The 26,102-nt window shown below is 70.0% G+C and carries 18 protein-coding genes; 8 read left to right on the top strand and 10 right to left on the bottom strand.

What is annotated here, in order from left to right:
- Nucleotides 1–53: 53 nt before the first annotated feature.
- Nucleotides 54–1,043, bottom strand: a complete 990-nt coding sequence (locus tag D187_RS18285) for an FHA domain-containing protein (protein WP_002626798.1) — start codon at nucleotides 1,041–1,043, stop codon at nucleotides 54–56.
- Nucleotides 1,044–1,493: 450 nt separating this feature from the next.
- Entirely contained in the window at nucleotides 1,494–2,243 is a 750-nt protein-coding gene (locus D187_RS18280) for a M17 family peptidase N-terminal domain-containing protein (RefSeq protein ID WP_063724996.1), read from the bottom strand.
- 200 nt (nucleotides 2,244–2,443) lie between these two features.
- Between D187_RS18280 and D187_RS18275 the strand changes: the two genes are divergently transcribed.
- The 3 genes from D187_RS18275 (at nucleotide 2,444) to D187_RS18265 (ending at nucleotide 5,630) form a co-directional block, all read left to right on the top strand.
- Nucleotides 2,444–4,261, top strand: a complete 1,818-nt coding sequence (locus D187_RS18275; protein WP_043430314.1) for an amidohydrolase — start codon at nucleotides 2,444–2,446, stop codon at nucleotides 4,259–4,261.
- A 25-nt stretch (nucleotides 4,262–4,286) separates the two neighbouring features.
- Nucleotides 4,287–4,859: an antibiotic biosynthesis monooxygenase gene (locus D187_RS18270; protein ID WP_002626795.1), complete on the top strand. Its 573-nt coding sequence runs from the start codon at nucleotides 4,287–4,289 to the stop codon at nucleotides 4,857–4,859.
- 153 nt (nucleotides 4,860–5,012) lie between these two features.
- On the top strand, nucleotides 5,013–5,630 hold the full coding sequence (locus tag D187_RS18265; RefSeq protein ID WP_002626794.1) for a glutathione S-transferase family protein: 618 nt from the start codon (nucleotides 5,013–5,015) through the stop codon (nucleotides 5,628–5,630).
- Nucleotides 5,631–5,690: 60 nt separating this feature from the next.
- On the opposite strand, the gene D187_RS18260 is transcribed toward D187_RS18265, so the two are convergent.
- The gene (locus D187_RS18260; RefSeq protein WP_081713734.1) at nucleotides 5,691–6,623 is read right to left on the bottom strand and encodes a glycoside hydrolase family 19 protein; all 933 of its coding nucleotides are present in this window, start codon (nucleotides 6,621–6,623) and stop codon (nucleotides 5,691–5,693) included.
- A gap of 343 nt (nucleotides 6,624–6,966) precedes the next feature.
- Between D187_RS18260 and D187_RS18255 the strand changes: the two genes are divergently transcribed.
- Nucleotides 6,967–8,361: an MATE family efflux transporter gene (locus D187_RS18255; protein ID WP_002626791.1), complete on the top strand. Its 1,395-nt coding sequence runs from the start codon at nucleotides 6,967–6,969 to the stop codon at nucleotides 8,359–8,361.
- Nucleotides 8,362–8,392: 31 nt separating this feature from the next.
- On the opposite strand, the gene D187_RS18250 is transcribed toward D187_RS18255, so the two are convergent.
- On the bottom strand, nucleotides 8,393–8,758 hold the full coding sequence (locus D187_RS18250; RefSeq protein ID WP_002626790.1) for a hypothetical protein: 366 nt from the start codon (nucleotides 8,756–8,758) through the stop codon (nucleotides 8,393–8,395).
- Nucleotides 8,759–12,205 (bottom strand): tetratricopeptide repeat protein, encoded by a 3,447-nt coding sequence (locus D187_RS18245; protein WP_043430501.1) that lies wholly within the window; start codon nucleotides 12,203–12,205, stop codon nucleotides 8,759–8,761. It abuts the gene before it with no gap.
- 71 nt (nucleotides 12,206–12,276) lie between these two features.
- Here D187_RS18245 and D187_RS57105 point away from each other — a divergent pair, with 71 nt between their 5' ends.
- The gene (locus D187_RS57105; RefSeq protein WP_043430312.1) at nucleotides 12,277–12,696 is read left to right on the top strand and encodes a hypothetical protein; all 420 of its coding nucleotides are present in this window, start codon (nucleotides 12,277–12,279) and stop codon (nucleotides 12,694–12,696) included.
- Between the two features lie 318 nt (nucleotides 12,697–13,014).
- On the opposite strand, the gene D187_RS18235 is transcribed toward D187_RS57105, so the two are convergent.
- Nucleotides 13,015–13,959 (bottom strand): SDR family oxidoreductase, encoded by a 945-nt coding sequence (locus tag D187_RS18235; RefSeq protein WP_002626787.1) that lies wholly within the window; start codon nucleotides 13,957–13,959, stop codon nucleotides 13,015–13,017.
- Nucleotides 13,960–13,979: 20 nt separating this feature from the next.
- Nucleotides 13,980–14,834 (bottom strand): lysophospholipid acyltransferase family protein, encoded by an 855-nt coding sequence (locus D187_RS18230; RefSeq protein WP_002626786.1) that lies wholly within the window; start codon nucleotides 14,832–14,834, stop codon nucleotides 13,980–13,982.
- 210 nt (nucleotides 14,835–15,044) lie between these two features.
- On the opposite strand from D187_RS18230, the gene D187_RS18225 reads away from it, so the two are divergent.
- The gene (locus tag D187_RS18225; RefSeq protein ID WP_155893410.1) at nucleotides 15,045–15,704 is read left to right on the top strand and encodes a DUF4142 domain-containing protein; all 660 of its coding nucleotides are present in this window, start codon (nucleotides 15,045–15,047) and stop codon (nucleotides 15,702–15,704) included.
- A 178-nt stretch (nucleotides 15,705–15,882) separates the two neighbouring features.
- On the top strand, nucleotides 15,883–18,768 hold the full coding sequence (locus tag D187_RS18220) for a serine/threonine-protein kinase (RefSeq protein WP_051256405.1): 2,886 nt from the start codon (nucleotides 15,883–15,885) through the stop codon (nucleotides 18,766–18,768).
- A 15-nt stretch (nucleotides 18,769–18,783) separates the two neighbouring features.
- Here D187_RS18220 and D187_RS18215 read toward each other — a convergent pair whose 3' ends face one another.
- From D187_RS18215 to D187_RS18205, 3 genes are read right to left on the bottom strand one after another with little or no spacing between them, the layout of a single operon-like run.
- A complete protein-coding gene (locus D187_RS18215; protein WP_002626780.1) occupies nucleotides 18,784–19,728 on the bottom strand; it encodes a polysaccharide deacetylase family protein in 945 nt (314 codons plus the stop codon).
- 39 nt (nucleotides 19,729–19,767) lie between these two features.
- The gene (locus D187_RS18210) at nucleotides 19,768–20,478 is read right to left on the bottom strand and encodes a glycosyltransferase family 2 protein (protein WP_002626778.1); all 711 of its coding nucleotides are present in this window, start codon (nucleotides 20,476–20,478) and stop codon (nucleotides 19,768–19,770) included.
- 44 nt (nucleotides 20,479–20,522) lie between these two features.
- Nucleotides 20,523–21,860 (bottom strand): protoporphyrinogen/coproporphyrinogen oxidase, encoded by a 1,338-nt coding sequence (locus D187_RS18205; protein ID WP_020918114.1) that lies wholly within the window; start codon nucleotides 21,858–21,860, stop codon nucleotides 20,523–20,525.
- A 177-nt stretch (nucleotides 21,861–22,037) separates the two neighbouring features.
- Between D187_RS18205 and D187_RS18200 the strand changes: the two genes are divergently transcribed.
- Complete coding sequence (locus tag D187_RS18200; RefSeq protein ID WP_020918113.1) at nucleotides 22,038–26,090, top strand: tetratricopeptide repeat protein; 4,053 nt, start codon at nucleotides 22,038–22,040, stop codon at nucleotides 26,088–26,090.
- Nucleotides 26,091–26,102: the final 12 nt, after the last annotated feature.

Below are 26,102 nucleotides of genomic sequence, written 5' to 3'. Positions count from 1 at the left end.
GACCTCCGCCCTGGGACTGAACCACCCAGACGCCGGGCAAGCTCCCTCGAGCGTCAACCCAAGGTGCTGGAGCGCCGGGGCAGGCGGCGCCAATGGAGGACGAGGGACTCGCCCAGCTCGAGGCTGTCCGAGTCCTCCAGCGCGGTCGTCTGGACCTCGACGGGACCGCGCCAGGTCCCGTTGGTGCTGGCGGTGTCGATGGCCAGCACCTCCCCGCCCATCCGGACCAGGAGCAGGTGCACGCGCGAGAGGCCCAGGCACTCCTGCGCCAGCACGACGCCGCAGCGCTCGTAGCGGCCCAGCAACACGCCCTGCTCCAGGCGCGCCAGGGAGATGTGGTGCTCCTCCTCGCGCTCCGCGCCCACCAGCCGCAGCGAGCCCCAGGCGGCCTCGGGCCGCTCGTGCCCGCTCAGGAGCATCAGCGGACCCAGCCGGGTGACGTTCGTGTGGTACTCCTGGCCGTCCAGCCGGAGGTGGCGCGAATGCCGACGGCGGTCGGAGGACGGGGCCCGCTGATCGATGAAGTGGCGCGGCGGGAGCGCCTCCCAGGCCTCCTCGGCCCGCTCCGGCCAGGACCAGGTGGAGGGCCCACGGGTGGGGAGGAACAGGAGCGCGTACTCCTCCACCGCGGCGTAGAGCAGGCCCTGGGCGATGACCGCCGCGTTGGGCTCGCCGTCCTCGGTGAGGAAGAGTTGCTCGGTGTTGAGATCCCACAGCCGGATGTCCGGCGCGGCGCCCGGAGCGCCGGACTGCGCGTACAACGCGAGCTGGCGCAACGAGACGGTGTCGGACGGGAGCCGGAGCCCACAACCGGTGTGTCGGCCGATGAGCAACGAGTGGCCGGGCTCGACAATCACCGCCTCGACCACGTACCCGCGGCCGTCCACCGCCACCCCGAGCACCGCCGGCCCCTGGACAGTGTCGGCCAGGTGCCGCAACCGGCCATAGGCGGCCCGGAAGGCCGAGTAAGCCTCGAGGGGAGCCGGTCGCCGCCGGGGCGTCCACGCCGCTCGGACCCGGGTGCCCTCATTCTCGCTCCACATGCCGTGAATTCCTGAATACTCAGACATGCCGAACTCCTCTCCGGGTCCACGCCACCAGGGGCTGTGTGGCCAATCTTGGTAGGCAAGCGTGACAGGCTTCCCGCCCGGTGGGAAGTCCGGGTCAACCACGTCGGCTGGGGTGGAGCCGACCCGGGAGGCGCTTGGGAGGACAGGATTTCCGTCTGGCTTTCCTGGTTTGTAATTGAATCCGGGTGAAGCAACCGCGCGGGTGACTCCTTCGTACCAGGCGACGGTCCAGTATGGGACACGCCGCCAGTACGAGGGGGAACACTGGATGTTGGATCGAGCCGAGGCAGGCCCGGGGAGGCCTCGCCGAGGAGGCCGCGAGTCCCGGGCCTCCCGGGCATCGGCGAAGGCGCCTCCTGCGTACCCGACAACACTCCGCCACCCGCCCTCGCCCTGGAGGGAGGGGGACGAGGTGACCCTCCGCTACCGCGCGGGGGCCGGGGTCGCGCTCACGTACGGCTTGTCCACGCGCTGCTTGATCTGTTCGTTGGCGGCCTTGACGGCATCCTCCACGTGAGTGGTGACCCCCTCGAAATACTTTGGACCCGCCTCGATGACCCAGGACGAGAGGTTGAACTTGGGCGCCAGGCCCTGCTGCTGCAATCGCTTTTCCGTGTCGTAGGCCAACAGCATCTGCTCCACCACGGCCGCGTCCCCCTCGCCCACGTCGATGACGGTGCTCCCCTGGTCGCGCAGCGTGGGCGCGAACGAGACATTCTTCGCCCCCAGGCGCACGGCCTCGCGCAGCGCGATCCGTCCCACCAAGCGCAGCTTGTCCAACGACACGTCCTTGGCCTCCCCCACGCCAATCAGCAGCACCCGCTTCGGCGTGATGGAACGCGGCGGCGGCGTGTAGAGGAAGGTCTCGCCCAACTCCCCCACGAACTCGCCCCGCTCGCGCAGCGACGAGAGCAGCCCGCCCTGCTTGGCATTGAAGTCCTGCATCGCCTCGATGTACTGGTCCCCCGCGGGATCATGCTTCAGCACACAGAGGATCTGCAGATCGGTGACCTGGGTGACCGGACCGATCTGCTTGACAGACAACTTGAGACCCATCGGCGCATCGAAGGTCTTCTCGGGTGTCTTCGCATCACCGGCGAGCCCCTGAAATGGCATGCCGAGCGAGAGGACCACTCCGAGGGCGAGCCACCCCTGCTTCATCATGAGACGCATGACTTTCTCCTGACTGTTATCGGGAATCACCTGTTCCCCGTTGAATTCCCTCAAGGTGTTGGAGAAGGTGTTCACTGTCCAGTGGGAAGTACATGGACTCTCCGTCCATCTCGTCCATTGATGGGAAGCATGAATACAATGCGGATTCTCCCTTCATCGCACCGGACATAATTCCCCCACGAAGGAGCCAGACAAACGCCATGGCCACCGCGGATCTCATCCTCAAGAATGGTCGTATCGCGACGGGGAACGCACACCAGAAGACGAGCGCGGACGCGGTGGCCATCCAGGACGGCCGCTTCGGCGCCGTCGGAAGCGAAAAGGACATCATGGCCTGGCGGGGGCCGGCCACGCGGGTCATCGACCTGGGCGGCCGCACCGTCATCCCCGGCCTCATCGACTCGCACATCCACACCATCCGGGGCGGGCTGAATTACAACCTGGAGCTTCGCTGGGACGGGGTCCCCTCCCTGGCGGACGCGTTGCGCAAGCTGCGTGCACAGGCCCAGCGGACACCGCCGCCCCAGTGGGTGCGCGTGGTGGGCGGGTGGAACGAGTTCCAGTTCGCCGAGCGGCGGCTGCCCACGCTCGAGGAGATCAACGCCGCGGCGCCCGAGACGCCGGTCTTCATCCTGTATCTGTATGGCCTCGCGCTGTTGAATGGGGCCGCGCTCCGGGCGGTGGGCTATACCCGGGATACTCCCAATCCCCCCGGCGGTGAGATCCAGCGGGACAAGCAGGGCAATCCCACGGGACTGCTCATCGCCAGGCCCAATGCCTCCATCCTCTATTCGACGCTCGCCAAGGGGCCCAAGCTGGCCTACGAGGATCAGCTCAATTCGAGCCGCCACTTCATGCGCGAGCTCAACCGGCTCGGGCTGACGAGTGTCATCGACGCGGGGGGCGGCTTCCAGAACTATCCAGAGGACTACAAGGTGATCGAGGAGTTGCACGCACGCGGGCAGCTCACCGTGCGGATCGCCTACAACCTCTTCACGCAGCACCCCGCCCAGGAACTGGAGGACTTCCGCAAGTGGACGGCCACGGTGCGGCCGGGCCAGGGAGATGCCTTCTACCGGCTCAATGGCGCCGGAGAGATGCTGGTCTTCTCGGCCGCGGACTTCGAGGACTTCCTCGAGCCGAGGCCGGATCTGCCCGCCTCGCTCGAGGGAGAGCTCGAGGCGGTGGTGCACCACCTGGTCCGGAGCCGCTGGCCCTTCCGGTTGCACGCCACCTATGACGAGTCCATCTCGCGCTTCCTGGACGTCTTCGAGCGGGTGGACCGGGAGGTGCCCTTCCAGGGCCTCAAGTGGTGGTTCGATCACGCGGAGACCATCTCGCCGCGCAACCTCGAGCGCACGCGGGCGCTCGGAGGGGGCATCGCCATCCAGAACCGGATGTCCTTCCAGGGCGAGCACTTCATCGCGCGTTATGGCGCGGACGCCGCGGCCCATTCACCCCCCATCCGGCGGATGCTCGAGCTGGGCATTCCCGTCGGCGCGGGAACCGACGCCACCCGGGTCTCCAGCTACAACCCCTGGGTCTCGCTGTACTGGCTCATCACCGGCAAGACCGTGGGAGGCACCGCGCTCTACCCCGCTGCCAACCGCATGAGCCGGGAGGAAGCCTTGCGGCTGTATACCACCGGAAGCGCCTGGTTCTCCGGCGAGGAGCGGGACAAGGGCATCATCGCCGAGGGGATGCTGGCGGATCTCGCGGTGCTCTCCGCCGACTACTTCTCGGTGCCGGAGGAGCAGCTCAAGCACCTCGAGTCGGTCCTGACGCTCGTGGACGGCAAGGTCGTCCATGGCACGGGCCCTTTCGGCCCCCTCGCACCGCCCCTGCCCCCCGCGAGCCCGGATTGGTCTCCCGTGTCCCTGCCCGGAGGCGCACAGGGCGCGGGCGCCTCCCCGCTCCATCCCGCGGGATGCGTGCATCAGCCTCCTCACGTGCATCCTCATGCGCCGGCCGGCCCCTTCGGGTCATGGAACAGCGGCTGTGACTGCTTCGTCTTCTGACGGGCCCCACGTGAAGGAGAGACTCATGAACGAGGTGATGGTCCGCGAGGGCGACGGGGAGCCCGTGAAGATCGTGATGGAGAGACGCGTCAAGCCCGGCGCGCGGCACGCCTTCTCCCAGTGGGTCAAGGAGTTGATGGCGGCGGCGGCCCGCTCACCCCACCATCAGGGCTCGAGTGTGTTCATGGCGGGAGAGGACGACTACTTCATCCTCTTGCGCTTCGCGAACCAGGCGGAGCTCGAGCGGTGGCGCTCGTCACCGGAGACGGTGGAGTTGCTGGGCCGGGGAGACACGCACGCCACCGCTCCGGGACAGGCCCTCGTCCAGAGCGGCCTGGAGACGTGGTTCACCATTCCGGGACGGCCCTCGCCCCAGCTGCCGCCCCCCAGGTGGAAGATGGCACTGGTGACCTGGCTCGCGCTGCTTCCCCAGGCCCTGCTGCTGGGACTCATCATGCCCACGCAGCTGCCCTACCTGGTGAGGGTGTCGCTTTCGACGGCCCTGCCCGTGGCGATGCTGACGTGGGTGCTCATGCCGCGCCTGACGAAGCTGCTCTACCGGTGGCTCTATGCGCACTCCACGCGGCCCGCCCCCTGACGCGAGAGGCGCCCGCCCCCGGAGGCGCGGACCCCCGTAGGCGCCAGACGCGCGGGGTCCATGGGCGGACCCCGACCTGTCGAGGTGGCAAATCAAATTCAAACTTCCGCTAGGGTGCGCCCCGTTTCACCCCCGACACTGGAGTCCACCCCGATGAAGCTGTACGCCCCACCGCTTTCCACCGCCGCCTACAAGGTGCTCGCCGTCGTGCACGAGCTCGGCCTGCCCGTCACCCTGGCGCCCCTGGACCTGATGAAGGGCGAGCACAAGTCGCCCGCGTTCCTCGCCAAGAACCCCAACGGCAAGGTGCCCGTCCTGGAGGAGGACGACGGCTACTGTGTCTGGGAGTCCAACGCCATCCTCTGTTACCTGGCGGCCCTCAAGCCCGGCAGTGGACTGATGCCCACGGACGCCCGGGGCATCGCCCAGGTGCAGCAGTGGCTGCAGTGGCAGGCCACCACCCTGGGGCCGTCCACCACGGAGGTGCTGATGGAGACCGTCTACGCGAAGATGCTGGGCCGGGAGAAGGACGAGGCGAAGTACGTGGCCGGCCTGGAGAAGGTCCGCAGGGATCTCGGCATCCTGGAGGGGGTGCTCGCCCAGCGCGAGTTCCTCTGCGGCTCGCTCACGATCGCGGACTTCTCGCTCGTCACCAACCTGATGCTGCGCGGCCCCATGGGACTGGAGCTGGAGCCCTTCCCCCACGTGAAGGCCTGGGTGGCCCGCCTGGAGGCGCGCGAGAGCGTGCGCAAGGCACGCCCCCCGATGTAACTCCCTGGTGAGGAGGAGCGGAACCCGAACCCCCGGGTTCCGCCCCTCGAGCCGGGTGGCTCAGCAGCCGGTGTTGCCGCCGGGGTCCACGCCGAGCTTGCTCGTGAAGTTCAGGTAGTTGTTCACGCGGCTCTGCACCTGGCCGGGGTTGCGGCCATAGCACTCGAGGGCGCCGTTGATGCTCATGATGGTCTGGCCGAAGCCGTAGCCGTTGACGATGGAGTCATGCGCCGGCCGGGAGCCCGCGCCCGCCTGGGTCATCCAGAACCAGAAGCCGGTGCGCCAGGCGATGGTGGCATCGCGCGCGACCCGGTCGGGGTCGTTCTTGAGGTCCACGCCGAGCGCGTTGCCCGCGGCGCAGTAGTTGCCGTTCCACGACAACTGGATGGGGCCACGGCCGTAGTACATCTTGCCCGGCGCGCAGCCGCAGCCCGGAGGGCCCCAGCTGGTGTCGCACATGACGCTCTTGTTGATCTCCTCGACGTACACGAGGCCACCGGTCTCGTGGGCGATGTTGGCGAGGAAGGCGGCCACCTCGCGCTTGCGCGCGGTGATGTCACCCGTGGTGGCGAAGCCGGGGAAGGTGTTCGCCGCGGCCACCAGGGCCGAGTAGGTGTAGAAGGGGCCGCGGCCGGGGAACATCGAGTTGAACGTGGACTCGCTCAGGATGGCGGCGATGCCCGAGCCCGTGGGGGGAGGGGGATCCGTGGGCGGCGGGGTGGTAGTGCCGCAATCGCCGCCCGTCTTCCACAGCGACGGTGCCGCGACGGGGTTCCAGCCGCAACCCACGCAGGCGGTATGCGAAACGAGCGCCGAGTACTTGCCGCCGTTGTAGCTCACCCCGTCACCGACGTTGTAGGCCGTTCCCTCGGCCCAGTTGCCTCGACACGCCGCGGCCGCGTCTTGCGCGGCAAGTCCCATCCCCAACGACGAGACCACCGCCGCCGCGGACAAGAAAGTCTTCGCAAAACCACGCAGTCCCTGTCGCCACATAGTCAGCTTCTCCTTGAGAGATGAATTTTCGAGGGCCACGAGACGGCACCCGAGTGTCCGCCTCGCCGTGCCAGACATGGTCACGACAATCCGTATTGAGCGGTTCGCTCATTTTTTCGGGTTTAGTCCCGTTTTTATCCCTACCCCTGGCGACGACACGTCCCCGCCGCCCGCGCTGCTTTTGTTGTCTTTCGCTCAGCCCCCTGGGCCGGCCGCTGTCTTGGATTGGCCCGGGAGCCACAACGGAAAATTGCCGCATCAGCGGCATGCCGGCCCATGAGCCGCTGAGCGAGCGTCCGGCCGACGCTCGACAGCCCTCGCGAGGCGTGCGACACGCCAGGACATGGACGCACCGCCTCGAACGGAAGCCCCGCCGGCGCCGGCGCTGGGACTGTTCCGCCTGACCTGGCCCATCTTCCTGGAACTGATGCTGTTCATGCTGATGGGCACGTCGGACACGCTCATGCTCAGCGGCGTCTCGGACGATGCCGTCTCCGCGGTGGGCGTGGTCAATCAGTACATCGCCCTGTGCATCCTCATCATGAACGTGGTCAGCCACGGCGCCTCCATCGTCGTGGCGCAGTACCTCGGGGCGCGCAGGAGCGCCGAGGCCGCCCGCATCGCCGCCCTGGCCATCACCATGAACCTGATGCTCGGACTCGTGGTGAGCGCGGCGCTGCTGTCGCTCGGCGACTTCATCCTGACGCACATGAACCTGCAGGGCCCGGTGTTGGCCCACGCGCGGGATTACATCCGCATCGCGGGCGGATTCATCTTCCTGCAGGCCCTCATCAACGTCGTCTCCGCCCTCATCCGCACCTACGGCTTCACGCGGCAATCCATGTACGTGTCGCTGGGCATGAACGTGCTGCACGTGGTGTGCAACTACGCGCTCATCTTCGGCCACTTCGGACTGCCGGCGTGGGGAGTGACGGGAGCGGCGGTGTCCACGGGGGTGAGCCGCGCCACCGCGCTCGTCGTCTTCCTGTGGATGCTCTACCGGGTGATGGACGTGCGGATGGTGGCGCGCGACTACGTGACGTTCTCGCGCGAGTACAGCCGCAAGATCCTCAAGGTGGGCGTGCCCGCCGGCATCGAGCAGCTCACCTACCACTCCTGCCAGACGGTGTTCCTGTACTTCGTCACGTTCCTCGGGCCCGCGGCCCTGGCATCCCGGCAGTACGCGATGGCCGTCTCCCAGTACGTCTTCCTGTTCAGCCTGGCCATTGGCATGGGGACCTCCATCCTGGTGGGGCGACTGGTGGGGGCCCACCGGCCGGACGAGGCCTACCGGCGCGCCCTGGAGAGCTTGAAGTGGGCCGTGACGCTCACCGTCCTGGTGGACCTGTTCGTCATCCTGCTGCGCCAGCCAATCGTGGGCCTGTTCACGGCCAACGTGGACATCCTCCAGCTCACCTCGCGGGTCCTCCTGCTGAGCCTGCTGCTGGAGTCCGGACGCTCCTTCAACCTCGTCCTGGTCAACGCCCTGCGCGCCGCGGGCGACGCGCAGTTCGCCGTCTACATGGCCTTCGTCTCCATGGTCTGCATGAGCCTGCCGCTGGGCTATCTGCTCGTCTTCCGCCTGCAATGGGGACTGCCCGGCATCTGGCTGGCCATCGCGGCGGACGAGTGGACGCGCGGCACCATCTTCTGGTTGCGCTGGAAGAGCCGCGCCTGGGAGAAGAAATCACTCGTGGAGCCCCAGGAGGAGGCCGTCCCGGTGGCACTCGGCGGGTGAGCCCGCCGGAGGCCGCGCCTCACCTCGACGACTAGCGCCGGGCGGCCTGGCGCAGCAGGAAGCCGCGCAGCGTCCCCATGAACAACCCCACGCCCACGGCGAGCAGGAAGATGATGCCGACGGTGGTGGCGCTGAAGACGAGGCGCAGCACGGCCTCGGTGATGCGGCCAGCGAAGTAGGCCTCACGCAGCGGCTCCATCAGCCCCACCACTTCCAGCACCCGGGCCGGCAGCGAGTCGAGCGACAGGGACAGCCGCATGACGAAAGACGAGGGCCGCAGCCGCCGCGCCGCTTCCACCCCGATCCCCACCAGCAGGTAGAGGATGGACAGCAGGAAGGCGTTGCCACTCATGATGCGCATGAGCGGCAACGGCTGAGGAGTCGACGAGGTCCCCACCTAACGGCCTCCCGTCTTGTTGCGGCGAATGAGGACCGGAAGGGCCTTGCGCACCCGACCCGCCTCGGGCGAGGCCGACGCGAGCTTCAAGAACGTCTGATAGGCCTGGATGGCGCGCGGCGTCTCCGCGGATTGACGCGCGAGCGCATCACCCAGGGACAGCCACGCCGGACCATCCGCGGGCTCCAGTTCCACCGCGCGCGACAGCTCCTGGAGCGCCACGGCCTCCTCGCGCTGCTTGAGCGCCACCTGACCCAGGACGAGGTGGGCACGTCCGGAGAAGGGCTCCAACCGCACCGCTTCGTTCGCCGCCTCGCGCGCCTCCTTGGTGGCACCGGCGGACAGCAGCACCCGCGCCATGGCCGACTGGGCGAACGCCTTGTCCCAGGGCGTGAGCGCCTTCTTCGTGATCTCCTGCAGCGCCCTGGCCGCCGTGCGCCCTCCCGAGTCCTTCACCCAGTGCTCGCCAATCTGGCCACACACGGTGTCGGGCCCCTCGCGCCGCGCCGCCTCGAAGGCCTTGTCGGCGTTGTCCTCCAGGCCCTGGCGCAGGAAGGCGGAGGCGATGGCGCAGAAGGTCTCCGGCGCCTTGCTGTCCAGCTTGTTGGCGCTCTCCAGGGCGCCGAAGCCGCCCTTGGTGTCGCCCAGGGAGAAGAGGATGTCCGCGCGCACGCGGTGGGCCTCCGGATCGCCCGACGCCAGTTTCACCGCGCGTGCCGAGGAGGCCTCGGCGTCCTTCGTCTTCCCCGTGTGGTAGAGCGCCATCGCGGCGCCCTTGTGGGCCCCCGCGGCCTCCGGGTTGTCGAGCCGCCACGTGTCGAACTGCTGGAGCGCCTCGGAAGGCTTGCCCAGGAACAGCAGCGAACGGCCGAGCGCCTCGCGCGCCTCACCGTGGGAGGCATTGCGCTCCAGCGCCTGATTCAACGGCTTGAGCGCCACGTCCGGCAGACCCTGGGACAGGCGCAGCCGGCCCAGCGCGCACGCGGCCTCGTAATTGCGCGCGTCCTCCGCCATGGCCGTCTCCAACAGGCCACCCGCCTTGTCCGGGGCCTTGTCCTGCCACTGCATCAACGCCAGTGCCGTGCGCACCCCGGCGCGCTCGCGTTTGGCCGCCGCGAGCGTCTTCTCCAGCGCCACCTGCGCCCGGTCCCGCTCCCCCTCGGCGGCATCCGCGCGGGCCATGTAGACGATGGCCTCGGCGGGATAGCGCGACTCCACGCGCGTGCGCGCCAGCTCCAGGCGGGAGCGCTTCCAGTCGCCCAGCTTCGTGTACGCCGCGGCCCGCACCAGCGCCACGTGACGGCCCTCGCCCTCCACCCGGGTGAGCACCTCGCGCTCGCGATCCCGGTCCAGCAGCGTCCGGCCCAGGCCCACCTTCGCGGCCTCGCTGTCGGGCGACAGCTTCAGGGCCTGCTCGAAGGAGTTCTGCGCCGCGACCATGTCCCCGGACGCCCGGTTCGCCTCGCCCAGCGCCACCAGGAGGTCGCGCGCGAGCGGCCCCTGGGTGCCCTCGGCGAGCAGGGTCCGCGCGTCCCGGGCCTTGCCGCGCTCCGTCATCAACCGGCCGCGCACCAGCCGCAGGCGATCCTTCTCGGAGGCCGGCACGGTGCCGTCGTCGGCCAGCGCCTGCACGTCCGCCAGTGCCTGCTCCAGATCCTGCCCGAGCACCCACTGGCTCTCCGCGACGCCCAGCCGCGCCACGGGGTGATCCGGGGCGAGCTTCGTGGCGGCGGAGAACAGACGCAGGGCATTCACCGGATCCTCCGCGTCCCGGTAGTACTCACCGAGCGTCACCAGGGCGCGCACGTTGCGGGGCGACAGCTTGAGCGAGCGCGAGAGGCGCTCCAGCGCTTCCTTCGACTGGCCACGCGCCAGCAGCGCCTCGGCGGCCAGGGCCTCGATCTCCGAGCTCTGCACGTTGGCGCTCAGCAGCGCCCGGTTGGCGGAGTCCCGGCTCTTCGCATCCGCCACCAGCGCGTCCACGACGAGGGCGAGCGCCGGCTGCTCGGCGCGCACGCCGGGGCGATCGATCGCGGCGAGCGCCTCGGCGCGCGCCTGTGCATCGCCGTTCTCGGCATGGCGCAGCGCATGGGCCTCGGCCGACAGGGCCCAGGCGCGGGTGTTGTCCGACTCCAGCGAGGTCACCTGGGACAGCAGCTTGAGCGCGTCCCGGCGCGAGCTCTCCGTGTCCTTCTGCAGCAGGAGCGCGGTGCGATCCAACGCGGCGATGAGCGCCTGGCCTCCCTGCTTGGCCCGGACGACGAGCAACACGCCGAGCGCCAACACCACCACGCCCACCGCGGCGATCCCCTTGAGCGCGCGCGCGGAGATCCACGGGCCCGAGACCTGGGGCAGCAGCTTCGCGCGCAGCTCCTTCTCGTAGGCGGCGACCTGGGCCGCCATGTCCGGGACGGCGGCCTTGGGCGCCGGAGCCGCGGCCGGCGCGGGCACGCGGGGCTTGACCGCGGCCACCTCGGGCAGTCCCTCGAGCAGGCCCCGCCGCGAGCCCGTGTCACCCGAGCGCGCGCCGACAGGGGCCGGCTCCTCGGTGGGGGCCTCGGCCTCGGCCTCGGGCTCGGGGGGCATGAGCGGGGGCGGCGCCAGCGGGGGCAGGTCCGCGAGCAATCCGCCTTCTTCCTCGAGGGTGGCGGCCTCCACGGCGGGCTCCTCGTCCGCGTCGCCGCTCGGAGCCGCCTCCGCCGCGACGGCCGGTGGCTCCTCGTCCGCGACGAGCGGTGCCTCCTCGTCGAAGGGCAGTTGCAGCTCGATGGTCCCGGGGACGAGCGCCTCCTCCGGGGGCGGGGGCGGAGACGCGGGCCGGGGGGCACTCGCCTCGTCATCGGCCGCCAGCTCCAGCAGCGGCATCTCCGGCGCGGGGGTGGCCCCCACCTCGGCGGCGGGCGCGGACGCGTCGGCGATCGCGACGAGCTCGGTCTTCTCCTCGGACGCCGTGTCCGTGGCGGCGGCGGGCTGCTCGGCGGCGGGCTCCTCCGCCGGAACGTCCAGGGCACCCAGGTCACCAAAGGCCGGGGCGGGACCGCCGGCGAGCGCGGCCTGGGCCTGCTCCATCCACCCGCGCACGCGGGCGTCGTTGGGCTGCAGCGCGAGCGCCTTGCGCAGGATGGGCAGTGCCGAGCGGTACAGGCCCCGCTGCAACAACACCTCGGAGATGAGGTTGTAGGCGTGCGGGTTTTCCTTGTCGATCGTCACGGCTTGATCGAACTGCGCCATCGCCTCCGCGGGGCGTCCCATCAAGATGAGGGCCTTGCCCCACAACACGCGCCCCGTCACCGACTGCGGGTGATGGGAGATTCCCTGCTCGCAAACGGTAATGGCCCGAGCATGCTCGCCCTTGGCGATCAATGCCTTGGCCAGCTCCACGAAGACCGACGACGTGGGATCCTGGGCGAGGAGTTGCTCGTACCGCTCCACCAACGATTTGGCCATGCGGCGGCGGAACATATCACCGCGCCCCCGTGCGTTTCGCCCCCCCGAGATTGGGTGCTAGCGTCCTTCGGGTGAATCGCCTGCTTGCCGTGCTCCTCGCGCTCTGCCTGGGTGGGGGATGCGCCCACACGAAGAAGAAGATTGATCTCGAGACCCTGAGCCCCACGGTGGATGCCTTCCACCAACGGGTGCGCTGGAAGGACTACCGCTTCGCCAGCCGGTACGTCGTGCCCGAGCGCCAGAAGGACTTCGAGAAGGCCCTCCGGGAAAACAACGACGAGAAGGACCTGGACGTCACCGACTACGAAATCGAGGGCGTCGAGCTGCTGGAGGAAGGACAGCGGGCGCGCGTCACCAGCCGCCTGCGCTGGACGCGCCTGCCCTCGGTGTCGGTGAAGGAGGAGCAGGTGACCTCGGAGTTCGTCTACCGGGAGGGCAAGTGGCTGCTGGAGAAGCAGGCCGGGGGTCCCTTCGACGGCGCGCTGCCCTGAGCGCGGGCAAAAAAAACGCCCACCGTCTCGGGGCCGGCCGAGGCGGTGGGCGTCGGAAGTTCCCCCATGGAACTTCCTCACCAGGTTCGCGACGTGAGGGGCATTCGGGGCCCGCCCTCACCGCGTTTCTTGTCCCGGTGCTAGAGCAATCGGGGTGCCATGCCTCTGTCCGCCCCTCACCGCTGGAAATTCAAGGGGTTGGGCGGGACAGCGGGGAGCAACTGAGTCACGAAAAACACAGGTGCCTGACATCCGTGTCCGCATTCCCAAGGGGGCGGAGGGTGAAGCCCCCCTGACACCCATGTCAGGGGGTGGCGCCTACTCCCCGAGGACGGAGCGGATGGTCTCGCGCATGGAGTGCTGGGGCTGCCAGCTCACGTCCTGGCGCCAGCGGGCGCCGTCCACGTTGCACAGGAACTGGATGTGATCCAGCTCGGGCGGGGGGAAGTTGGCCAGCCGGTACTTGAAGAGCACCCCGAGCAGGGGACGGGCCACCAGGTGCGGCACGGGGATGGGCTCGCGCTGGAGCTCGCGGTGGATGGAGGACAGGGGCACCTCGCCCGGGCCCACCACGTTGTAGACGCCCTTGGGCTCGGGGCGCAGGGCGGCCTCCACCATGGCGCGCGCCACGTCCTCCACGTGGATGAGCTGCAACATCGGATCGAACCCCGCCATCACCCAGGGGTGGCGCAGCCGCAGGTAGTTGCTCGGCGCGTTCTTGATGGTGGGGCCGACGATGTGCACGGGCCGCAGGATGACGGTCTGGATGTGGGGGTGCTTCCAGAAGAAGCTGTGCGCGAGCATGTCCACCTCGATGAGGTCGCGCACCCCCGAGAAGCGGCTGGCCGCCATGAGCGGCGCGTCCTCGGTGAGGAAGTTGGAGTTGTCCGGGCTCGGGCCGTAGACGTTGGCCGAGGAGAGCACCACCACCTTGGGCACGCCGTACTTGGCGCAGTACTCGAGCAGCCGCGTGGTGCCCACCACGTTGAAGGAGTGGTGTTCCTCCTCGCTCATGCGCGGGTCATGCATGATGCCCATGTGGATGACCGCGCGGATCTCGTTCTTGCGGAAGACGTCCTCCGCCTTCTTCTTGCGCAGGTCCAGCTGGTGCATCTCGACGTCCTTCGGCCGGCCCGCGAAGGGGCGCCGATCGATGCCGATGATGCGCTCGTGCTTGTGCAGCAACTTGGCGAGCGTCCGGCCCAGGTTGCCGCTGATGCCGGTGACGACGACGGCCGGTCTCTTGGAAGGATCCTGATTCATGGCGCGCGGGGCCGGGCGGCCTACCAGAAGACGCCCTGGCGCTCCTTGAGTCCCTGGTTGAGCATGGTCTGGATGGCGGTCTTCACGGTGCGGACCTTCTTGTCCAGCTCGCTGTCCTCGTCGTCCGCGCGGCCGGTGAAGCGCAGGGGCTCACCGAAGTAGATGCGGTACTTGGTGGGCAGCGGCAAGGGCAGGCCGGTGACGGTGACGGGGAAGGAGGGGAAGCCGAGCAGCCGGGCCACGGGCTTCAAGTCCATCAGGGCGGGGGCCTGCTCCTCGGCGCCCACCACGGCGACGGGGACGATGGGCGTGTTCGTCTCCAGGGCCAGGCGCATGAAGCCCAGGCCGAACTCCTGCAACTGGTAGCGCTGGGGCCACAGCTTGCCCAGGCCGCGCGTGCCCTCGGGGAAGACGAGGATGGCCTCCTCGGACTCCAGCAGGCGGCGGCAGTTCTCGGGCGTGCCGACGATCTGCCCCACCCGGGCCATGAAGGTGGAGACATAGGGCAGCGTGGGCACCCACTTCTCCACCATGCTGCGCACGTGGCGCGGGGGATCGGCCTCCAGCATCAGGGACACGCCAATCATGGCGCCATCCATGGGCAGTTGGCCGGAGTGGTTGGACACGAGCAGCACGCGACCCTTGGGCAGCTTCTCGATGCCGGACACCTCCACCCGGTGGTAGTGGCGGTAGAGCCACACGAGCGGCGCGAGCGCCGACAGGCTGTAGTCGAGGTTGAATCCGAAGGGATCCACCCCGTACTCGTGGTCGCCGCGCGCCAGTTCCTTCAAGCGCCCCTTGCGCTCCGGGCCCACCATGCGCTCCGTCCACTCCCGGAGCCCCTGCTTCACCTTGTCGCCGAGCTGCTCGAGCATGGAGGGGTGTCTACACCATCGCCTTCCGCACCGGGAGGGGAAGACGTCGCACGCGTCGTCCGTGTGAAGAAGTGTCCGGGCTGGGGCCGCCCCCAGGCCCCCCCGTCCCCCGGAACAAGACAGGGGCCCGCCCCCCCGCCTGCTCCAGCGCTTGTATGCCCTGGACCCCCTCCCCAGCTTTCCCAGGTCCCTCCAACCAAGGAGAAGCGAATGCGAACGAGTCGGATGCTGTGCGGCGTGGGTCTGGTGGTGGCGTTGGGAATGGGCGCGGGATGTGCCCACGACGAGGCGAAGTACGCCCGGACCCAAGGGGAGAAGGTGGGCCAGGCGTTCGCCGAGAAGGTCCGCTTCGCCGACCAGCTCGCCCTCCTGGACCAGGAGCAGATCGCCCTGGGCCGGCTGGCCGTGGAGCGCTCGTCCCATCCCGAGGTGCGGCGCTTCGCCCAGCTGCTCATCCGGGACCATGAGAACCACTTGAACGATCTGCGCGCGCTGGCCGAGGGCCAGGCCTTCTCGCTGGCCCTGGTGGATCTGAACACGCAGGACACGGCCACGGGCGGCGCCGGTTGGGAAGGCGCGGAGAAGGGCGCGCACAAGGGAGTGAAGGCCTACGACAAGAAGGTCGACAAGCAGGTGCGCGCGTTCGTCGAGCGGCGCGACGAACTGGCGAGCCGCAGCGGCGCCGACTTCGACCAGGCCTTCCTGGAGCAGGTGAACGAGGATCAGGAGCGCGGCAAGGAGCTCGTCGCGGAGGGCCTGGATGATTACCGCGGCGACACGTCCCTGGCGCTGCTGCTCGGCAGGACCGCGCCCGTGTTGCAGAGCCACCAGCGGCAGATCGACACCCTGAAGGGCTTCATCGGCGACTGAGCCCGGAGCCTCCACGGGAGGCACCCGGCCCACCCGCCTCGCCCCGGGGCGGGTGTCTCCAACCCAGGCCTCCCCCGCCCGCTTCCCGGGCATCCAGGAACGTCCCCTGTCGACGCGCCGCCCATCCAGGATATGAGTGCCTGCCCATCACGGCGCGGAGCCGAAGGGAGGCAGGCACATGAGGGACGAGGCTCCACCGCGGGGGGGCGGTGATTCGGGCACGGGCGCGTGCGAAGAAGACGCCACCCTCGTGCGGACCGTCATCCGGGACGTCATCGACCTGAATCCCCGGACGGCCCCGCCTCCCGCCTCGCCCCCCATGGAGCCCCTGCCCATGGTGGCCGGACAGATTCTCGCCAACCGCTACACCGTGCTCCAGGTGCTCGGCCGCGGGAGCATGGGCGTGGTGGTGTCCGCGTACGACGCGCGGTTGGACCGGTGCGTGGCCCTCAAGCTGCTGCGCCGCGGGACGGACGCCATCCACCCCCAGGAGGACCTCGAGGCCCGCATGGTGCGCGAGGCCCAGGCCATGGCCCGCCTCTCCCACCCCAACGTGGTGGCCGTCTACGACGTCGGAACCATCGAGGATGGCGCCATCTTCATCGCCATGGAGCGCGTGGAGGGGCAGACGCTGCGGCACTGGTGCGAGCAGGCCCCGCGCTCCTGGCGCGACATCCTCACGGTGTACCTGGGCGCTGGACACGGACTGGCGGCCGCGCACGAGGCGGGGCTCGTCCACCGCGACTTCAAACCCGAGAACGTCCTGGTGGGCCGGGACGAGCGGGCCCGGGTGACGGACTTCGGCCTGGCGCGCGCCGAGACCACCTCCTCCTCGGCCGAGACGATCCGGGATCTCTCGCTGCCTCCGGGCGCCCTGGACAGCCCCCTCACGATGCAGGGCACGCTGCTGGGCACGCCCCGCTACATGGCGCCCGAGTTGCTTCGCGGCGAGGCGGCCGATGCCCGGAGTGACGTGTTCGCCTTCTGCGTGGCCCTCTACGAGGCGCTCCACGGACAGCACCCCTTCGCGGGCGCCACCCAGGCCGAGTCCATCCAGAACCAGCGCGAGGGCCGCGCACGGCCACCGCCCATGAACTCGCCGGTGCCGGCGTGGGTGGAGCGCCCCTTGATGCAGGGCCTGCGGGCCGACCCCGCGCAGCGCCCCGAGTCCATGCGGGCCCTCGTCACGGCCCTGGAGGATGACCCCGAGGTGCGGCGCCGGCTGCGCAGGCGCGTGTTGGCCGTGGCCGCCCTGATGTCGACCCTGTCGGCGCTGATCGTCGGCGGCGTGGTCATGAACTCGGAGCGGCGGCCCCGGTGCGCCCGCATGGAGCGTCAGCTCAACGGCGTCTGGGACAGCAGCGTGCGCAAGCAGGTGCGGCGCGCCTTCCTGAACACCCGGCTGTCCTATGCCGAGGAGAACTTCACGCGGGTGGCGGAGCTGCTCGATGGCTACACGGCCCGGTGGGTGAAGCAGCGCGGCGAGGTGTGCATGGCCACACTGGCAACCGAGCAGCCCCCGCCCGTCTGGGTGGCACGCGGGGCGGAGTGTCTGGAGCGCAGGCTCGGACAGTTGCGCGTCCTGACGACGGAGGTGCTGGCGCACGACCTGAACGCGGAGCAACTGGCCCAGGCCACGACCGCGGCGCAGTCGCTGTCTCCCCTGGAGCCCTGCGCGGACATCAAGGCGCTGTCGGCGACGGTGCCTCCTCCCGAGGATCCCGCGCTGCGCGCCCGGGTGGAGGCGTTGCAGACACAGATGGAGCGGCTGGAGACGCTGCGGCTGGCGGGTCTGTATGCCAAGGCGATGGAATCCGGAGCCGAGTGGCTGCGGGAGGTGGAGCAGGTGGACTACCCGCACCTCCAGGCGCAGGCCTATCACCAGGTCGCCAGGCTGAAGGAGACCGTCGGCAAGTACGCGGACGCCGAGGCCCTGGCGCGCCAGGCCATTCCCCTCGCCGCGAAGAGCAAGGATCTCAAGCTGGTGGCCCAGGCGTGGACCATGCTCGTGAAGCAGGTGGGCTGGAGGCAGGGACGCTACCCGGAGGCGATGGGCCTGATGCTGGCGCTGGAGTCCGCCGTGGAGTGCGCGGATGACGACGAGACGCGCGCGGATGCGCTCAACACCCAGGCCGTCACGTACCAGCGCATGGGCCGCTACGAGGAAGCCCGGCAGAAGCACGAGCGCGCGCTCGCCCTGCGCCAGAAGGCGCTGGGCCCCGAGCACCCGCTGGTGGCCGCCTCGTACAACAACCTCGGCATCGTGCTCACGGAGCTCGGCCAGCTCGAGGAGGCGCGCGACTCGTACGACCGCGCATTGCAACTGCGCCGCAAGACCCAGGGCAAGGACCACCCGCTCGTCGCGCAGTCCTACAACAATCTCGGCACGGTGCTCGCGGAACTCGGCCGCCACGAGGAGGCCCGGGACATGTACGAGCACGCCCTGGCCATCCGCAAGAAGTCCCTGGGGCTCGAGCACCCCGACGTCGCCTCTTCCCTCACCAACCTCGGTGTGGCGCTCACCGAACTCGGGCGCTACTCCGAGGCGCTCGCGATACAGGAGAGCGCGCTCGCCCTCCGGCGCAAGCTGCTGGGCCCCCAGCATCCCGACCTGGCCACGCCCCTGACCAACCTGGGGGGGGTCCTCCGCAAACTCCAGCGCTACCCCGAGGCAAGCACCCACCTCGAGCACGCGATCGCCCTGCGCGAGAAGACCCTGGGCGCCGACCACCCGGACGTGGCCCAGGCCCTCGACGAGCTGGGCCAGGTGCTCGCGGACATGGGCCGCCATGCCCAGGCCCGGGCGCACTACGAGCGCGCGCTGGCCATCCGGCAGAAGGCGCTGCGGCCCGGACACCCCGCGATCGCGGCCTCGCTCACCCACCTGGGCGAGCTGCTGGTGCGCATGAAGCGCGGCACCGAGGCCCTCCCGTTGCTCGAACGCGCCCTGACGCTGTCCCCCGAGCCGCGCCGCGCCGAGCTGCGCGCGCTGCTGGAGCGGGCACGCGAGGGCGCCCCCGGGAACAAGGCCCCGGGGAACCCGGTGGCCAGGCCCGTGCCCTGAGGACGTCCGGCGCGGCTACACGGTGGGAGCGAGCTGGATGGCCGCGTCGCGCAGCGTCACCACATCGCGGTCGGCCCGGAGCCACTGGAAGATCGTGCGCAGCCGCTCCAGCTTGCGCGAGGCGGGCACGCGCAGATCCGGCTGCTGGCGCACGAGCTCGGGCGGAATGCCATCGTCCGCGTCCAGCACGTCCACCGCGTGCAGCTCCAGGTTGAAGAAGACGTCCTCGTGACAGGCCCGCCAGGCGGCCTCGACGGCCAGCAGGGGCAGCGTGGTGACGAAGGTGCCGATGAAGGGAAGGCGCACGCCGGGCACCACCGTCATCGGCAACTCCAGCACCGCGCCCGCGCCTCGCGTGTAGGGCCGCGCCGGATCCGGCCAGTAGGGCGTGCGCGGAGCGAGCAACACCCGGGGCGAGTCCAGCACGGCGCGGGAGGGGCGCCGCAGCACCGCCAGCGCCCCCATCACCGCCGCCTTCGCCGCGTAGTACGGGGTGGCGGGAAACGCCGAGGAGCCATAGCGGTAGCCCCGCTCCACCATCGCCGCGTACAGGGCCGCGTTGAGCGTGTAGCCCGGGGCACGAAAGCCCTCCGGCCGCACACCCGTGACCGCCTCGAGCACCTCGTCCGCGCGCCGCAGGTCCTCGCGGATGGCGTCGGGCGAGCGGCGCGTGAGCGCGTAGTCATGCGAGTAGCTGTGACTGGCCACCTCCATGCCCGCCGCGCGCGCCTCGCGCAACACCCCGGCGGCCAGCGCGTCCCCCGCCACGTCCTCGCCAATGGCGAAGAGCGTTCCGGGCACACCCACCTGGGCGAGCAGCTCGAGCAACCGGGGCACCGCCGTGGTGTAGACGAGCCTCCGGGCGCGCGCGTCCAGCAGCGACTCGGGCAGTCCGTGGATGCGGCAGTAGTGCGGCAGGGAGTCCAGATCGACGGAGATGGATGCGAGCCGCGGCGCCATTGTGCGTGCCTCCTGGGGACTTCGGGGACGACGAGGGCGTCAGGTGCCGCGGATGCGGATGACGTAGACGAGCTTGCCCACGTTCTTGAGCACGTTGGGCACGCGCTTGAAGAGGTGGATGGAGGGCTGGCGCTTCTCGTGCAGTTTGATGGGGATCTCCACCACGCGCAGCCCCTGTCGCCAGGCGCGGATGACGAACTCGCTGGCGAACACGTCCATGTCCACCACGCACTGCGCCACCACGGGCAGGAGCGCCTCGCGCCGGAAGGCCTTCAGGCCATGGGTGTCCGTGCCCTGGAAGTCGAGCACCACGCGCAACAGTCCGTTGTGCACCCGCGTGGCGAGCCGGCGCACCAGGGGCCGCTCATCGCTCGCGCCCTTGGCGGCCTTGGAGCCCACCACCATGTCCACGCCCCCCTTCTCCAGCAGGGGCAGGGCGGCGTCATAGAAGCTCAGGTCGCACAGGTCGATCTCGTCGCAGAAGACGTAGGTGCCGCGCGCCTGCTGGATGCCCGCCTTGAGCGCCACGCCATAGTTGGGCCGCTCCGAGTGGAACCAGCGCAGCCGCGGGTTCTCCTCGCACATGTCCTGGAGGATGCGCGGCGTGGCATCGCGCGAGCCATTCTCCGCGAAGATGATTTCGTAGTCCCAACCGCGCGCATCCAGACCCTGCATGAGCTCCGCCGCGGCGGAGGCGACGATGGATGCCTCGTTGTAGACGGGGATGACGATGGAGAGGTACGGGGCCATGACCGGCCGAGCGACGTAGCACGCCCCCGGGGGTCCGTCGACCGTCAACCACCGTCAACCCTTGAGCCTCGATCATTGAGCCGTCGGGCGCAGGACCTTCCCGCGAGGATGGCGTCCTCCATGGAGGAGTACTCCCACTGGCCGTAGCGCCCGGCGGGGAGGATGTCCGCATGCTCCAGGAAGCGGAGGATCTCCGCCTTGGCCGGCCCATAGGCCTCGTCGTAGATGACGTAGGCGTGGGGGATTTCCCGGGCGCGGGTGAAGAGCAGCTCGTCCGCCGAGTGCACCATCCGCGAGCGCACCAGATCCTCCACCGCGAGCGCCTCGGCGCGCTCCAGGGACAGCTCGCCGTGGTGGCTGTACTCCACGGAGAAGGTGGCGGTGTCCGCGGGGGCCAGGGGCGCGTACACCGCCGAGGGCGAGCCGATGCGGTACGCGTGGAACTCGGGCTCGGGCAGGTAGATCCAATGCCAGGGCTGGCGGTTCTTCCCCCGAGCGGCCACGCACACGTAGGTGACCGTGGTGGCGCGCAGCCGCCCCGCGGCGGCCAGCACCTCCTCGGGCACGCGCGCCCCTCCCTTGTCGAGCAGCCGCACGAGCCCGGGCAGGGAGATGGAGGAGATGAGCCGCGAGTAGCCGAGCGTGCGCCCGTCCGACAGGGTGACGACCCGGGCCTTCCAGTCGATGGCGGTGGGCTCGATGCCGACGCGCACCTCGCCACCGCTCAGGTGGGCGAGCATGGCGCGGGCGAGGCTCTCGATGCCGCCCTCGCGCGGGTAGAGGAAGGAGGCGTTGTAGCCGAGCGCGTCACTGCCCACGCCCAGCGCCCCGTCCACGACTTCCTTGAGGGTGGGCCGGGGAACGAAGCGCCCCACCCAGGCGGCGGACATCTCCGAGGGGTCCACCGTCCACAGCTTCTTGTTGTAGGGGAACATGAAGTTCCGGGCGAACCCCTCCCCCATGTAGCGCAGGATGAACTCGGCGAAGTCGCGCGGCTCGCGCTCGCGCAGCTCCCGGCCCTTCTCCCCGTAGATGGCCTCCACGTAACCCACGAGGTTCTCCGCCACCACCTCGGGCGGCAGACCGTGGGTGTTCACCTGGTAGGGAAAGCGGGTGAACACCCCGCGCGAGAAGATGCCCGCCTTGCGCTGGATGGACACGAGCTGATCCGGCATCCAGCGGGTGTTCACCAGTTGCTTGATCTCCGGATCCCTCAGGTGCAGCCAGTGACCGGTGGCATCGAAGAGACACCCATCGAGCACCTCGGTCTTGATGAGCCCACCGACACGCTCGGACTTCTCGACGAGGATCCAGGGATGTTGCAGGAAGTGCGCGGCCGAGAGCCCCGCGAGGCCCGCGCCCAGGATGACGATGGGTTGCATGGAAAACAGGGGTCTAGCACCCTCTCGCACCACATCAAGGGGTCCTCTGCCCGCCTGCCCCTCCGCCGCCCGCCCGACGTCGCGTTCTTTGCCGCCTGGAAAACGCCTCTGGTAACCTGCTGGCGCTGCGTGAGTCCGGCTGCTCAGGTCCCCGAGGGCCCCCGCTGAAGGAAACCCATGAAAGTCTCGTGCCCGTCTTGCCAGACGAATTACAACATCGATGACAAGCGGATCCCACCGGGTGGCGCCAAGCTCAAGTGCGCGCGGTGCCAGAACACCTTCCCCATCAAGGCCGAGGAGCCGCGTCCGCCCACTCCCGCCGCCATCCCGCTGCCCGGACCCAGCGCCCCCGCGGCCGTCCCGTTGCCGGCCCCCACGCCGCCCCAGTCGCGCGCGTTCTCGGCCCCCAACGACTACGCCCGGCAGGACTACCCGGAGACCACGCGCGTAGTGGCCATGCCGCTGCCCTCCGCCGCCTACCGGGACAACCAGTCCCCCGCGCCCGCCGCCGTCCCGCTGCCGGCCCCCACCACGGGCGACTTCGACGTCAGCATGTCCGAGCCTTCCTCGGCATACGCCCCGGGAGGCGCCGTCCCGCTGCCCGGCGGCGAGTCCTCGGCCTATGGCCACGCCGCGGGAGACGCCGTGCCCCTGCCCGGGGCGTCCGACTATGGCTACGCCCAGGATCCCTACGCCCAGGATGCCGTCGCCCTGCCGCCTCCGGCGTCCTCCGGGGAGCCGTACGCGTACGCCCAGGATCCCTACGCCCAGGACGCCCAGGATGCCGTCGCCCTGCCGCCTCCCGCGGCGGATCCGTACGCCGCCGATGACGGGTTCGGCGCGTACTCCGGGAGCGCGCCCGGAGCGGATGCGTTCGCCCTGCCGCCGCCCCCCGCGGCCGATGACGGGTTCGCCTCCGCGGGCGCCGACGACGCGTTCGCCCTGCCGCCCCCTCCGGCCGCGGACCCGTACGCCGCCGGTCCGGTCGAGGAGGATCCCTTCGCCCTGCCGCCCCCTCCGGCCGCGGACCCGTACGCCGCCGGTCCGGTCGAGGAGGATCCCTTCGCCCTGCCGCCCCCTCCGGCCGAAGAGCCCTACGCCGCCGCCGTCATCGAGGAGGAGGACCCTTTCGCCCTGCCGCCTCCCGCGGCCGCCATGGACTACTCCGCGCCCATGGCGTCCGGGCCCGCCTCGATGGACGTGGGCCTCGACTTCTCGGAGCCTCCGATGGCGCCCGCGTCCATCCCGGACGCGCTCGAGTTCGATCCCTCCGCGCCGCCCCCGGCGGGCGGGGATGATCTCGAGGTGGACCTCTCCGCGCCGCTGCCGCCGCCGCCCACCACGGGCGCGGCCGATGGCCTGGAGATGCTCAGCTTCATCGACGACGCGGCCAAGGGCAGCGCCAACAAGGCCCGCCCCCAGGGCAAGCGCTTCCAGGTGCGCCGCCGCTCGGGCAAGGTCTTCGGCCCGTTCGAGGAGGGCGTGATCGTCAAGATGCTCGAGGATGGCCAGCTGCTCGGCAACGAGGAGGTCTCCGCGGATGGAGAGGGCTGGTCACCCATCGGGACGGTGCCGCTGTTCGCCACGGCCATCGCGAAGCTGATGGAGGGCCCGGCGGCGCCTCCAGCCGCGGCCGCTGCCGCCGCGGCGCCCGCCACCGAGTCCGGCGCCAAGGCCGCTGCCACCACGAGCGCCAACAGCGCCGCCAACATGGAGCGCATCAATCAGCTCTATGGCGGCCGCATGGCCCAGGTCTCCGTGGTGGACAGCACCTCGCGCGCGGAGATCATCCTCGGCAAGCTGAAGAAGAAGCTGCCGCTGGTCATCTCCGTCGCGGCCGGAGCGGTGGTCGTCCTCACGGGGCTGAGCTTCGGCGCCACGCGCTATGGCGTCTTCGGCATGAAGAAGTTCTTCCCCGCGCAGATCAAGCCCGGGGCCGAGGGCTACGCGGACGTGGAGGCCGCGCGCAAGGCACTGCTGCAGGACTCGCTCCAGGGCTACACGCAGGCGCGCGAGGCCACCGCCCGGGTGCTCGCGGACAAGGAGTACCCCGAGGTCCGCGCGCTCTGGTGCCAGTCCATCTTCTACCTGCAGCGCCGCTACTCGGCCGCCAACAGCGGTGAGCTGTCGCGCTGCCAGTCCGAGGAGGAGCAGGGCAACCTGGAGCTGATGGGGGAGATGCACCCCGAGTACCTCAAGTACCGGGCGGGCGCGGCGCTGAGCCAGCGCGATCCGGACGCGGCGCTCGCGCACCTGGGCAACGCCAACAAGGGCGACGTGGAGGTGGCGCTCCTGCTCGCCGAGGCCCAGGCGGCCAAGAAGCGCAACGAGGACGCCATCGCGACGCTCCAGCAGGTCGTGGAGCGGCAGCCCGAGCTGGCCAAGGCCCAGCATGCCCTGGGCAACCTCTACCAGGAGGAAGCCAAGGCGGACGAGGCGGTCAAGGCCTACGAGGCCGCGCTCAAGGCGGACCCCTCGCACATCATCTCCGCGGTGGAGCTGGCCTCGGTGGAGCTGCTGCTGCGCAAGCAGGCGCCCCAGAAGGGGTTGGAGGCCGCCGAGCGCGCGCTCGACGAGAAGCTCGGAGCGGGCATGGGCGCCTCGGAGCTGTCGCGCGCCCGCACCCTCAAGGGCATCGCCCTCTTCCAGCTCGCCAAGATTCCGGAGGCCGAGCAGGAGCTGCGCATCGCCGTGGAGAAGGATCCCGAGTCCCGCCTGGGCAAGCGCTACCTGGGCTACGTACTCCAGGCCCAGCGCAAGTTCGAGGAGGCCCTGCCCTTCTTCGAGACGGCGGCCAAGGGTGAGTCGGAGAACATCGAGGCGGTGGATGGCTACGCCTCGCTCCTGGTGACGCTCGGCAAGATGGAGGAGGCGAAGACGCAGGTGACCGAGGCGCTCCAGCGCTTCCCGGACAACGCCCACCTCGAGTACCTCCTGGGCCGCATCGCCGAGGCCGAAGGCGGCAACAGCTCCGCCGAGGAGCACTACACGCGCGCCCTCAAGGCCAACGCCCAGTTCGTCGAGGCCCAGGTGGCGCGCGGCCGGCTCCACCTGCGCCTGCGCCACGCGGAGCAGGCCAAGGCGGACTTCACGGAGGCCGCCGGCAAGGCGCCCGAGACCGCCGTGGTGCACGTGGGTCTGGGCGAGCTGGCGCTCGCCGAGGGGGACAACGCGCGGGCCCTGGAGGAGTTCGAGCGCGCCGTGGGATTCGACGCCCAGTCGGCCGAGGCCCACCTGGGGCTGTCGCGCATGGCGATGCTCGCCGACGATCTGGACAAGGCCCAGCAGGAGATCGACAAGGCGATGGAGTTGCAGCCCCACGCGCTGCCCGGCGGACGGCTGCAGCGCGGCATGGTGCTGTGGCGCCAGGGCAAGCTGGACGAGGCCATCGCCGAGCTGGAGCAGGCCAAGAAGCAGGACCCGCGCGACGTGGGCCTCGCCATCAACCTGGGCGCCGTCAACTTCGAGAAGGGCGTCGCCGCCCGGCGGGCCCAGAAGGAGGACGAGGCCAACGCGGGCTTCAAGGAGGCCGAGGCCAACCTGACGCAGGCGCTCAAGTTCGAGCCCTCCAACGCCGAGGCGAACTTCTACCTCGCGCAGGTGAAGGCCCAGCGCGGCGAGTTCGGCCAGGCCATCGAGAACATGAAGACCGCCGTGGAGCGCGCGTCCAAGCGGGCCGACTACCACTTCGCCCTCGGCTTGCTCTACCGCGACGCCAAGCAGCCCGGAGAAGCCATCGAGGCGTGGAGGAAGACCGTCGAGCTGGATCCCAAGCGGCTCGACGCCTACGAGGCCCTGGGCCATGCCCATCTGGATCGCAGCGAGGTGGACGACGCCCTCAAGGCCTTCCAGGCGGCGCTCAAGGTGAACCCCAAGAGCAGCCAGACCCTGGCCTCCATGGGAGACGCGCACTTCACCGCCATGCACTGGCGTGACGCCGTCCGCTCCTACGAGCAGGCCCTCAAGACGGACCCGGGCCTCACCGGCCTCTACTACAAGCTGGGCCGCGCCTGGGGCGAGCAGAACCAGTACGGCAAGGCCATCGACTGGTACACCAAGGCCGTCACGGCCACGCCGGACAACGCCGACAGCTGGTACCACCTGGGCTACGCCTACAAGGAGAAGGGCAAGAAGAAGGACGCCGTCAGATCCTTCCGCGAGTACCTCTCGCGCAAGCCCGACGCGCAGGATCGCAAGGAGATCGAGGACGAGATCACCTTCCTCGAGTAGTCCCGGAGCCCC

Source organism: Cystobacter fuscus DSM 2262 (genome assembly GCF_000335475.2).
In the GTDB taxonomy this organism is placed as follows: Bacteria; Myxococcota; Myxococcia; order Myxococcales; family Myxococcaceae; genus Cystobacter; species Cystobacter fuscus.
The sequence above is the reverse complement of the archived record's forward strand: the minus strand, read 5'-3'. Positions and strand labels throughout refer to the sequence as shown.